Source organism: Enterobacter cloacae complex sp. R_G8, from assembly GCF_024599795.1.
Classification (GTDB): Bacteria; Pseudomonadota; Gammaproteobacteria; order Enterobacterales; family Enterobacteriaceae; genus Enterobacter; species Enterobacter dissolvens.
The window spans coordinates 626,908-638,334 of sequence record NZ_CP102246.1 but is presented as its reverse complement, the minus strand read 5'-3'; the positions used below and the strand labels follow the sequence as shown (position 1 = coordinate 638,334).

Annotated in this window: 12 protein-coding genes; 4 read left to right on the top strand and 8 right to left on the bottom strand. The window is 59.4% G+C overall.

Annotation, left to right across the window (positions count from 1 at the left end; translation table 11 throughout):
• Position 1: 1 nt before the first annotated feature.
• Positions 2 to 1,906 carry an ABC transporter ATP-binding protein gene (locus NQ842_RS02925; protein ID WP_248042113.1) on the top strand — a complete coding sequence of 635 codons (1,905 nt, stop codon included), beginning with the start codon at positions 2 to 4 and terminating at the stop codon, positions 1,904 to 1,906.
• Between the two features lie 14 nt (positions 1,907 to 1,920).
• Positions 1,921 to 2,853 (top strand): LysR substrate-binding domain-containing protein, encoded by a 933-nt coding sequence (locus tag NQ842_RS02920; RefSeq protein WP_050859985.1) that lies wholly within the window; start codon positions 1,921 to 1,923, stop codon positions 2,851 to 2,853.
• Between the two features lie 39 nt (positions 2,854 to 2,892).
• On the opposite strand, the gene mdcH is transcribed toward NQ842_RS02920, so the two are convergent.
• From mdcH to mdcA, 8 genes are all read right to left on the bottom strand, one after another.
• The gene (gene mdcH, locus NQ842_RS02915) at positions 2,893 to 3,789 is read right to left on the bottom strand and encodes a malonate decarboxylase subunit epsilon (RefSeq protein WP_046889430.1); all 897 of its coding nucleotides are present in this window, start codon (positions 3,787 to 3,789) and stop codon (positions 2,893 to 2,895) included.
• Positions 3,789 to 4,406 (bottom strand): malonate decarboxylase holo-ACP synthase, encoded by a 618-nt coding sequence (locus tag NQ842_RS02910; protein ID WP_257256486.1) that lies wholly within the window; start codon positions 4,404 to 4,406, stop codon positions 3,789 to 3,791. The genes mdcH and NQ842_RS02910 overlap by 1 nt, the downstream gene beginning before the upstream one ends.
• A gap of 2 nt (positions 4,407 to 4,408) precedes the next feature.
• Entirely contained in the window at positions 4,409 to 5,368 is a 960-nt protein-coding gene (locus NQ842_RS02905; protein ID WP_014833528.1) for an AEC family transporter, read from the bottom strand.
• A gap of 123 nt (positions 5,369 to 5,491) precedes the next feature.
• On the bottom strand, positions 5,492 to 6,292 hold the full coding sequence (gene mdcE, locus NQ842_RS02900) for a biotin-independent malonate decarboxylase subunit gamma (protein ID WP_046889503.1): 801 nt from the start codon (positions 6,290 to 6,292) through the stop codon (positions 5,492 to 5,494).
• Positions 6,292 to 7,125 (bottom strand): biotin-independent malonate decarboxylase subunit beta, encoded by an 834-nt coding sequence (locus tag NQ842_RS02895; RefSeq protein WP_013099047.1) that lies wholly within the window; start codon positions 7,123 to 7,125, stop codon positions 6,292 to 6,294. Before NQ842_RS02895 ends, mdcE begins: the two co-directional genes overlap by 1 nt.
• Positions 7,118 to 7,417 (bottom strand): malonate decarboxylase acyl carrier protein, encoded by a 300-nt coding sequence (mdcC, locus tag NQ842_RS02890; protein WP_014833531.1) that lies wholly within the window; start codon positions 7,415 to 7,417, stop codon positions 7,118 to 7,120. The genes NQ842_RS02895 and mdcC overlap by 8 nt, the downstream gene beginning before the upstream one ends.
• Positions 7,418 to 7,426: 9 nt before the next feature.
• Complete coding sequence (locus tag NQ842_RS02885) at positions 7,427 to 8,284, bottom strand: triphosphoribosyl-dephospho-CoA synthase (RefSeq protein WP_013099049.1); 858 nt, start codon at positions 8,282 to 8,284, stop codon at positions 7,427 to 7,429.
• Complete coding sequence (gene mdcA / locus NQ842_RS02880; protein WP_013099050.1) at positions 8,284 to 9,939, bottom strand: malonate decarboxylase subunit alpha; 1,656 nt, start codon at positions 9,937 to 9,939, stop codon at positions 8,284 to 8,286. Before mdcA ends, NQ842_RS02885 begins: the two co-directional genes overlap by 1 nt.
• A 228-nt stretch (positions 9,940 to 10,167) precedes the next feature.
• Here mdcA and NQ842_RS02875 point away from each other — a divergent pair, with 228 nt between their 5' ends.
• Complete coding sequence (locus tag NQ842_RS02875) at positions 10,168 to 11,190, top strand: hydrolase (protein ID WP_014833532.1); 1,023 nt, start codon at positions 10,168 to 10,170, stop codon at positions 11,188 to 11,190.
• Positions 11,187 to 11,405, top strand: a complete 219-nt coding sequence (locus NQ842_RS02870) for a YheU family protein (protein ID WP_013099053.1) — start codon at positions 11,187 to 11,189, stop codon at positions 11,403 to 11,405. Before NQ842_RS02875 ends, NQ842_RS02870 begins: the two co-directional genes overlap by 4 nt.
• Positions 11,406 to 11,427 lie beyond the last annotated feature (22 nt).

The following is an 11,427-nucleotide window of genomic DNA, read 5'->3' as shown; positions in this document are numbered from 1 at the left end:
TATGATTGTTTTCTCCTCGTTACAAATTCGTCGCGGCGTGCGCGTCCTGCTGGATAACGCCACCGCCACCATTAATCCAGGTCAAAAAGTGGGTCTGGTCGGCAAAAACGGCTGCGGTAAATCCACCCTGCTGGCGCTGCTGAAAAACGAGATTAGCGCGGATGGCGGTAACTTTACGTATCCGGGAAACTGGCAGCTCGCCTGGGTAAACCAGGAGACGCCCGCCCTGAGTGAGCCGGCGCTCGACTATGTTATTGATGGCGATCGTGAATACCGTAAGCTGGAAGCGGAACTGAACGCCGCCAACGATCGCAACGATGGCCACGCCATCGCCACCGTCCACGGCAAGCTGGACGCCATCGACGCGTGGACCATTCGCTCCCGCGCCTCCAGCCTGCTCCACGGCCTGGGGTTCAGCAACGAACAGCTTGAACGTCCCGTCAGCGACTTCTCCGGTGGCTGGCGTATGCGTCTTAACCTGGCGCAGGCGCTGATCTGCCGCTCCGATTTGCTGTTGCTCGATGAACCGACGAACCACCTCGATCTCGATGCGGTCATTTGGCTGGAGAAGTGGCTCAAGAGCTATCAGGGCACTCTGATTCTGATCTCCCACGACCGCGACTTCCTCGATCCGGTGGTGGATAAAATCATTCATATCGAACAGCAAAATATGTTCGAGTACACCGGAAACTACAGCTCTTTCGAACGCCAGCGCGCAACGCGCCTCGCTCAACAGCAGGCGATGTACGAAAGCCAGCAGCAGCGCGTGGCGCATCTGCAGAGTTTTGTTGACCGCTTCAAGGCCAAAGCCTCGAAGGCCAAACAGGCCCAAAGCCGTATCAAGATGCTGGAACGCATGGAGATGATTGCCCCGGCGCACGTGGATAACCCGTTCCACTTCAGCTTCCGCGCGCCGGAAAGCCTGCCAAACCCGCTGCTAAAGATGGAAAAAGTGAGCGCCGGATACGGCGATCGCATCATCCTCGACTCCATCAAACTCAACCTGGTGCCGGGTTCGCGTATTGGTCTGCTGGGACGTAATGGCGCCGGTAAATCAACACTCATCAAACTGCTGGCGGGCGAGCTTAACCCGGTAAGCGGCGAGATCGGCCTGGCAAAAGGTATCAAGCTTGGCTACTTCGCCCAGCATCAGCTGGAATTTTTACGCGCGGATGAATCCCCTATCCAGCACCTGGCGCGTCTGGCACCGCAGGAGATGGAGCAAAAGCTACGCGACTACCTCGGCGGCTTTGGCTTCCAGGGCGATAAGGTCACCGAAAACACCGAGCGTTTCTCTGGCGGCGAAAAAGCCCGTCTGGTGCTGGCGCTGATTGTCTGGCAGCGCCCGAACCTGCTGCTGCTCGATGAACCGACCAACCACCTCGATCTCGACATGCGTCAGGCGCTGACCGAAGCGCTGATTGAGTTTGAGGGCGCGCTGGTTGTGGTCTCGCACGACCGCCACCTGATCCGCTCCACCACGGACGATCTCTATCTGGTACACGACGGTAAAGTCGAGCCGTTTGACGGTGACCTGGAAGACTATCAGCAGTGGCTGACGGACGTGCAGAAGCAGGAAAACCAGCCGGAAGAGTCGGCGAAAGAGAACGCCAACAGCGCGCAGGCGCGTAAAGATCAGAAGCGCCGTGAAGCTGAACTGCGTACGCAGACTCAGCCACTGCGTAAAGAGATTGCCCGTCTCGAAAAAGAGATGGAGAAACTCAACGCCACGCTTGCAGACGTTGAAGAAAAACTGGGCGACAGCGGTCTGTACGACCAGAGCCGTAAAGCGGAGCTGACCGACTGCCTGCAAACCCAGGCGAAGACCAAATCCAGCCTCGAAGAGTGCGAAATGGCATGGCTGGATGCCCAGGAACAGCTGGAAGCGATGCTGCAGGCTGAGTGACCGCCGGGAGGGTTATGGGGTTCGATATCACGAGTGAAATTACATTCCGTAAGCTCAGCATCTTCATGACGTTTATGGAGAAGGGCAATATCGCCCGTACCGCCGAAACGCTGGGTCTGAGCGGCGTCAGCGTGCATCGTGCGCTGCATACTCTGGAAGAGAACGTCCGCTGTCCGCTCTTTACCCATAAGGGACGTAACCTGATTGCCCTTCCGTCCGCCTGGACGCTGCTGGAGTATTGTCAGGAAGTTATGCAGGTGATGGAGCGCGGGCTGGAAGAGTCCCGTAAAATCGCCGGTATTGGTCAGGGGCGGTTGCGCGTCGGCACGCTCTACTCGCTGACGCTGGAAACCGTGCCGCGCCTGATCATGGGCATGAAGCTGCGTCGCCCGGATCTGGAGATGGACCTGACCATGGGCTCCAACGATACGTTGCTGCATATGCTTGACGACGGTACGCTGGACGCGATCCTCATCTCGATTTCCGAAAGCGACATCGACCGCAACAGCCTTGAAGTCCTGCCCCTGTTTCATGATGACATTTTCCTGGCCGCACCTGCCTCTGCCACGCTGAATACCAGCGGGCTGGCTGATTTACGCGATTATAAAGATCAGAAATTTGTCTCGCTGGCAGAAGGGTTTGCCACCTATGCGGGGTTCCAGGAAGCATTTCATATCGCCGGATTTGAACCGGAAATTGTCACCCGCGTGAATGACATTTTCTCAATGCTCAGCCTGGTTCAGGCGGGCGTCGGCTTTACGCTGATGCCGGGCAGGATGAAGAAGGTGTATGAGAACTCGGTGCAGCTGTTAAAGCTGGCGCAGCCGTACCAGATGCAGCAGTTAATCGCGATTGTCTTTGCCCGCAACCGCGAACAGGACCCGAGTCTGCGGGCGCTGGCCGCCGAAGGGCGAATGTATGCCCGCAGCCTGCAGGACGGAGTCTGATGTATTGCCCGGTGGCGCTACGCTTACCGGGCTAAAAACTCACGCACGAAGCCTTCCTGCCAGATGCACCGCCACATCCGCCCCGCTGCGCTCCAGTGAAAGGGTCTCCCCTTCCCACGCGGCCTGTCGCGTCAGACAGGTCAGTACGCCGCCGGGCGGCATCTCGATCGCCAGCCGGGCTTCACGTTCGTTCGCGGAAATCATCGCCTCCTGCCAGCGCACGGTGCGCGCCATGTTCATCGCCAGATCGTCCGCGATTCTCTCCGGTTGCCAGAGCACGCGCCCGGTGCTGCCGCTCAGGTACGCACAGCGCGGTCGGGAAAGGGTGACCGCTTCAAACGCCGAGACCAGCTTTTGTGCCGGCTCCGCCAGCAGTTCACAATGGGATGGCACGCTGACTGCCAGCCTTTGCGCTTTGCTCGCCCCCTTTTCCAGGGCGCGTTTTGCCACCTGCGCCATCCCTCCATCGGATCCGGCAATGACGATCTGCGTTTCGGCGTTCAGGTTAGCAATATACGTTCCGGTGCCTTCGATAAGTTGCTCCACCTGCGGCAGGGTCAGCCCCATAATCGCCGTCAGGCCGTAGCCGTGCGGATACGCCTGCTCCATCAGATCGCCACGCAGCGCCACCAGCTTAAGGGCGTCCGTAAATTCCAGCGCCCCTGCCACGACCGCCGCGGGATAAGCGCCAATCGATAAACCGCTGACGATGTCAGGCGACACGCCACGTCGCTCCAGCTCGTGCGCCCATGCGACGCCAGCAATGAGCAGGGAAAGCTGAACCGCACGGGTATGGGTTAACGAGGCGGCACTGTCCAGCGTATCAACTTCGGCACCCAGCACCTCACGCGCCTGAGCCAGTTCCGTTCCCGGCAGGTTTTGCAGCATACCTTCATGCTGCGTACCCTGCCCCGGAAAGGTAAACAGTATTTTCATCACTCCTCCCTGCGCCATGGGTCTGCCACCAGGCGTGGCCCACGGCGGGTTTTCTGCAGCGTTTTGCCATCGCGCAGCCACTCCGCCAGCGCGAATCCACCCTCTGGCGTATCCACCTGGGTATCAGCCCGGCACAGCGCACCACTTAACTGCAACTGCCAGGCGGTAAACGCGTCGGGTGATATCGGCTGCGGGGCGCGGATCAGCAGATCAAGATCGCTGTCGGCATGGATCACCGGAATGCCGGTCGCCAGCGCAAAGCCGGTGCTGCCGGTAATGCCCCACGTCCACGGCCACGACTGCTGCGCAAGCTGTAACGCCACCTGAACAGGTGGCTGAGTGACAAACGGCGAACGCAGCAAATCGGCGGTGACGCACAGCTCTTCAGGTGACACCACGCGGCGTACGTTTTCCGTCTTCACCCATCCGGCCGCCCGGTGGTCGCGGCGCAGTCCGCGCACGCCAACGGGGATTCGGCCATCGTTATCAACATCACGCCGCACCACCACCGGCAGGCCGGTATGCCAGGCGGCATCCACCCAGGTTTCAGTGATCCCTTCCAGCGCGTCGCGCGCGGTAAGCCAGATGAGGTCGTGCGGGCGTAATGTTGTGGTCATGATTACATTCCTGACGTCAATGAGATAAACAGCGGCAGCGACAGGATACACAGGACTGAGCTTAACAGCAGTACCGCTTCTGCATCCGGTGACTGCACGCCAAAGCGGTTACCAAACACTACCCCGAAGAAACCCGCGGACAGCGCAATCATCAGGATAGCGGTGATCGCCACGGAGCCGTGCAGACCGAAGATTAAAACGATACCCCAGGCAATGGCTGGCTGGATAAGCAGTTTGGCGATGGTCGAGGTGATCACCATGGTGTTGATCTGCAGCTTACGGGCAGAGAGGATCACCCCGGTCAGGAACAGCGCGGCGGCGGTGGCGGACAGTCCCAGCGGTTTAATCGCAGCGAGGACCAGATCCGGCATTTTGATGCCGATAGCGGATAAAATCACACCGAGCAGTGGACCCATCACGATCGGTTTTTTAATGGATCGCCACATCAGCACCGGCAGCATAGAGAGGGTTGAGCCGGAGGTATTGCCTTCGGAACGCGCTTTTTCCCGCTCCAGGATCAGCAGACAGAACGGCGTCATCAGCACGGAACCGCAGGCAATAGAGACCGCCACGGAGAGAGACGTGGAAGATCCTTCACCCAGCACGCTGCCCAGAATCGGCAGACCAAGCGCCGCATAGTTTGGCAGCGCGACGGTGAGCGTCAGCACGGCCGCATCCTGAGGGGATTTTTTAAAGACCTTCGTGGCAAGGAAATAGATAGCTGCGTAGGTGATCCACATCGCCAGGGTCAGCACCAGGATCAGCGGCGACTGCGCCACGATACCGGTCCACGGGGTTTGCACGGTCGCGCTGAACAGCGCGGCAGGCAGGGCAAAATCCATAACGAAGATATTGAGCAGGGAAACATTTTTGTTATCGACCATCTTTGCCTTACCGGCCCAGAATCCCAGCAGCATGATGACGAAAATCGGTGCGAGAGCATGAACAATTACGTAAGTCATAAATCACCTGTGATTAAAAAGAAGTAGCACTGGCGCGATGATTATTATTTTCAGGATGCAGCTTCCCGCACGGGCGTAACGGATACGCCCGTGGGGTTGTGCATCTGGCAGGTCTCTTTTTACTTACCAGCTGGCGCGCATACGTTCGCGTACGAGCGCCGAGCTGCGGCGATTGTCAGCACCCAGACGGCTTTTCAGCGTCGGATCCTGACGAGCGTCACTGATGGCCTGTTGCAGGGTGGTTTTCACCAGCGTCAGGTCGTTATCGGATGGGGCATCCGGGTTGCTGATATCCAGCAGGCTGGAGAGCAGCCCCAGCGTGGCGTAGTTGCTGATGTCATACGCCATAGGTGGAATAGTGGCAGCCAGTTTTTCCAGCGCCTCCACGCTGCGCAGGGTGATCCGCGCGGCAGACGCTTTCCCCATGGCGTGGATGAGCACGCCTTTGTCGTTAAAGGCAATCAGGCGATTGGCCTGGTAGCCGTGCGCCAGAAACGCACCGGACATCGCCTTGCCGACGATAAGCCCAATCACCGGATGACCGGCCAGGCGCGCGTTCGCATACGCGGCAGCGGCTCCCGCCAGCGCCTGGTGAATACCAAACGCCTCTTCACGACGGCCATAGGCCTGGCTTGGGACGTCAATCACCGCCACAATCGGGCGTTTGACGGCTTTATCGGCATCCGCCGCGACGGTTTCGCTGACCACTTTCGCCAGCGTCCAGCCTTCCAGCAGACCGACTTCGCCCTGCGCCGCACGCGGGAAGTGGTTATTTGCATCCGGCACCACGGCGATAAAACGCACCGCTTCACCGTTCAGCTCGCCGTCTGCCGCCTGCACGGACGGGCACAGCCCCTCAATACGTTTGGCGTTCGGGGCGAGGGTTTCCAGCCAGCGTTCGCCACGGCTCATTGCGTTACTCATCATTTCACCTCCCGGGCAAAAAGCGCGTTAATCTGTTCGGCATCGGCCTGCTTGCGGGTGTCGAAATTCATCAGGCGGTTCAGGTAATCGTCGTAGTTATCGGTACGATGTTTTGCCGGTACGCCTTTGGCGATGGCCTCGTTCATCGCGGCTTTCACCGCATTCACGCCGTCGCCGACCAGCGCGTCCACCAGCCCGCTCTGATAGCGCACCTCACCGCCGGTCATGCTCCAGATAAACGGACGGTCGCGGGAGTCGTACTCTTCAATGCCCGCTTCCTGCTCAATTACCTGCGGGCCGTTTAACCCCAGACGCGCTTCGCGGGTCACAATCAGGTAGCTGCAAAGCGCCGCGGCGATAGACATCCCGCCGAAGCAGCCCACGGTCCCGGCCACAATCCCGATAACGGGCGTGTAGCGACGCAGGTCAACAATCGCTGCATGGATATCGGCAATCGCCGCCAGGCCGAGGTTGGCTTCCTGCAAGCGTACGCCGCCGGTTTCGAGGCACAGCACGGCCTGAGTCGGAATGCCGTTGCGGTTATCTTCCGCCGCCAGCTCCAGCGCTGCTGCCATTTTCGCGCCGGAGACCTCGCCCATGCTGCCCCCCTGGAACGCGCCTTCAATCGCCACGACGACCGCAGGCTGGCCGTTGATAGTCCCTTTCGCGACCACCATGCCATCATCGGCCTGCGGCACAATGCCCTGTGGCCCAAGCCACGGAGAGATAATGCCTGCAAACGGATCCAGCAGTTCGCGGTAGCTGCCCTCGTCGAGCAGCGCCTGCGCACGCTGGCGCGCTTTTAATTCGATAAAGCTGCTGTCATCACGCATGGCTCACCCCTTCAAAAACCTGTTCGATACGAATGCGTGCCACGCCCGGCGTCGCGCCAAAGTCGTGGATGGTCAGTTTGCCTGCGGGCAGGCTGCTGACAGTCTCCAGACGGTTGAATAACGCCTCCCAGCGCCCACGGCTGTTGTCGACGGAGGTGGTGATATCAATGGTTAAGGTCTGGCCCGGTTCGGCGGTGAACAGCACCTCCATATCCCCGGATCCAACTACCCCTGCCAGCGCCCGGCCGCTTAACGTGCGGCTGGCTGGCATGGTCAATGTGATTTTTTCCATAACATCCTCTTAATGCTTTGAATAGGGCGTTTCGACACGGTCAAGAAACAGCGTGGCGGCAAGCAGGTCGGCGGCACCGCCCGGTGAGGCATTGAGCGTAAGCATCTGGCGATCTAACCGCGCCAGTGCCTGCTGCCCCGCGAGCGTTGCGCATCCTCCGGCGTTCAGTACCGCCCGGGCGCCGTTCTGCATAGCGTCCAGCCCCTCCATTCCGGCGCGCGACAGCACGCAGGTATCGGTGAGTGAGGTCATGATTGCCATCAGCGCGTCGAGTCTGGCGTTCGTTTCGCTGCTGCCGTTGAGACGGCTCAGGCGAAGCTGCGGCAGCGCGCGCTGCATGATGTGCGGAAACGCCTGCTGAGCCTCTTCCCGCGCGCCCGGCACGCGGTAGCGGTGCGTGGCGCGTAACCCCTTACTGAACACCTTCGGTGCCGCGTCGTCCGGGAGTTTCGCCAGCTGTGCAGCGGTGTTAGCGACGGTTTGCGCGCGGGCGTCGCCGCCCAGCATCGCCACCGCGCTCACCAGCAGCCCCAGCGCCCAGATTGCGCCACGGTGCGTATTCACGCCGTCGGTGGCGATCATCATCTGGCGTTCGCCTTCGCGGCCAAGGCGGCCAACGGTTTGCCTGAGGGCAATATCCGCCGGACGCTGCCAGCTCTGCTGCGCCAGCGCCTGAAACGTGGAGGTCAGGCTGTGCGCGGAGCGCTCCATCAGCGCAAGCGATAAATCGTGGTGCGCACCGTTCCCCCGACTGTCCACCAGACCGGGTTTCGGGCTTAAGCGTGCTTCGTCGATCAGACACTGCGTGGCGGTTCGCGCCAGCCATTCGGCACCGCCTTCAACCTGAATCTGGGGCAGAAGTGTCATTACCAGCTCCGGAATTTCGCAGGTGGGTTGTAGAGACCGCCGGACCACTCAACGAGGTCAGCCACGCTGCCCGCGGCCAGCAGAGAGCGGGTGGCATCGGTACGACGAATCCCCATGTCTTCCGGGTACACGACTTTGCCGCTCTGGCGCAGTTCCGCCACACGTCTGGCATCCACACCCAGACCGATATCGGTGATACCGGCCACGGCCGCGACCATGGCGCGACGCTCTTCCAGATCTTTTGCCCGGTAGAGGTAGGCAATCCCCTCTTCCGTCAGCACGTGGGTGACGTCATCGCCGTAAATCATCACCGGTGCCAGCGGCATGCCGGAGGCTTTCGCCACGTCAACGGCGTCCAGTTTTTCCACGAAGGTAGGCTTCACGCCCGCCTGGAAGGTTTCCACCATCTGCACGACCAGTTTTTTACCGCGCTGCATCGGATCTGGTTCGGTGATCATGTTCAGCCAGGCCGGGGTGGCGTGGCGACGACCGTGTGGATCATGGCCCATGTTTGGCGCGCCGCCGAAGCCGGAGAGACGACCGCGGGTCACCGTTGAGGAGTTGGCGTAACCATCCACCTGCAGGGTGGAGCCGATAAACATATCCACGGCGTACTGGCCCGCCAGCTGGCAGAAGGCGCGGTTGGAGCGCATGGAGCCGTCAGCACCGGTGAAGAACACGTCCGGACGGGCGCGGATGTACTCTTCCATCCCCAGTTCGCCGCCGAAGCAGTGCACACTCTCCACCCAGCCGCTTTCAATCGCCGGGATCAGTGTCGGATGTGGGTTCAGCGTCCAGTGTTTACAGATTTTGCCCTTCAGGCCGAGCTGTTCACCGTAGGTGGGCAGCAGCAGCTCAATTGCCGCGGTGTTAAACCCGATCCCGTGGTTCAGGGACTGCACCTGATGTTCAGCGTAGATGCCTTTGATGGCCATCATCGCCATCAGGATATGTTCCTGTTTGATCAGGCGCGGGTCGCGGGTAAACAGCGGTTCAATAAAGAATGGCTTGTCGGCCACCACCACGTAGTCAATCCAGGAGCCAGGAATATCGACGCGCGGCAGGTCGCATTCGTCGTCCACCAGCTCGTTAACCTGTGCGATGACGATTCCATCGTGGAACGCGGCGGCCTCCACCAGCGCCGGGGTATCTTCGGTACTTGCCCCGGTATAGAGATTGCCTTTGCGGTCTGCTTTAAACCCGGCAATCAGCGCCACGTTTGGTGAAAGGTCAACGTAGAGACGTGAATACAGTTCGATATAGGTATGAATGGCGCCGATTTCGAGTTGACCATCCTCCAGCAGCTGGGAGATGCGCAGGCTCTGCGTGCCGGAGAAGGAGAAGTCCAGCTTACGGGCAATGCCCTTCTCAAAGATATCCAGATGTTCACTGCGGCCAACGCTTGGCATGATCATGTGCAGGTCATGCACAATTTGCGGGTTCACTTCGGCCAGCGAGCGGGAAAGAAAATCCGCCTGCTTCTGGTTGTTGCCTTCCAGAACGACCTTATCGCCTGGCGCGATCAGCTTTTCCAGCATGGCGACAAGATCGCCGGTTGGCAGAACCTTGCCCTGCACCGGTACGGAGGCCAGACGACGCGCTTTTTCGCTGCGTCGGGTGTTCCATTGCCGGGTGGGTATTTGCCCAGATAACATTATTAACCTCCTGATTCAGCACATCATTTTGATTTGCTTAACGCTGAGTAAAGTCTGCACCCAGGCGAGAAAGGCATCAATTAAGCGTAGAGTGGAATCATTAGCCTGAGAGTAATAATCAAGGTAAATATTTGTGATCGGGATCAGTTCATGGTTCGGCAAACCAGGCTAAACGGGGTACAATTCGGAAAGTATCGTAAATTTCCGACAAGAATCAGCATCACCCTTATGACCCAAATCATTCCATCAGACTTCGACCTCACCGCCGAAGACAGCACAGAGTTCGTGCCCATGCGCGGCGTGGCCAACTGCCACCTGCAGACCATGCTGCCGCGCCTGATCCGCCGCAAGGTGCAGTTCACCCCGCACTGGCAGCGGCTGGATTTGCCGGACGGTGACTTTCTGGATCTCGCCTGGAGCGAAGCTCCCGAACAGGCGCGCCACAAACCCCGTCTGGTGGTGTTTCACGGTCTGGAAGGCAGTCTGCACAGCCCGTATGCACATGGGTTAATTCAGGCAGCAAAAGCGCGCGGCTGGCTGGGCGTGGTGATGCACTTTCGGGGATGCAGCGGCGAGCCGAATCGCCAGAAACGCATCTATCACTCCGGCGAAACTGAAGATGGCACCTGGTTTTTGCACTGGCTGCGGGAGAATTTCGGTACCGTGCCGACGGCGGCGGTGGGCTATTCGCTCGGCGGAAATATGCTGGCCTGTCTGCTGGCTAAAGAGGGTGACGCGGTGCCGCTGAATGCTGCGGTGATTGTCTCTGCCCCCTTTATGCTGGAGCAGTGCAGCTACCACATGGAGAAAGGCTTTTCCCGGGTCTATCAGCGCTACCTGCTCAACCTGCTGAAAGCCAATGCGGCGCGCAAGCTGAAGGCCTATCCGGATACCCTTCCGGTGAGCCTGCGTCAGTTGAAAAAGGTCCGCCGCATTCGTGAGTTCGACGACCTGATCACCGCCAAAATTCATGGGTTCGCCGATGCCATTGACTACTATCGTCAGTGCAGCGCCATGCCGCTGCTCAGCAAGATCACTCAGCCGACGCTGATCATTCACGCGAAAGATGACCCGTTTATGGATCATCACTCCATCCCTGCACAGGAATTTCTGCCCGACAACGTTCACTATCAGCTGACCGAGCACGGCGGCCACGTGGGGTTTGTCGGCGGAACGCTGCGTCGCCCGAAAATGTGGCTGGAGACGCGCATTCCTGACTGGTTAACCCCTTACCTGGACGGTGCAACATGATTATCCCCTGGCAGGATCTGGCGCCCGAAACGCTCGATAATCTGATTGAAAGCTTTGTCTTGCGTGAAGGCACCGATTATGGTGAACATGAACGCTCGCTTGAGCAAAAGGTCAACGATGTTAAACGCCAGCTTAAAAGCGGCGACGTGGTGCTGGTGTGGTCTGAACTGCATGAGACGGTCAATATCATGCCCCGCAACGCGTTTCACGGCTGATCTTTCAACCTTTCCAGTCAGG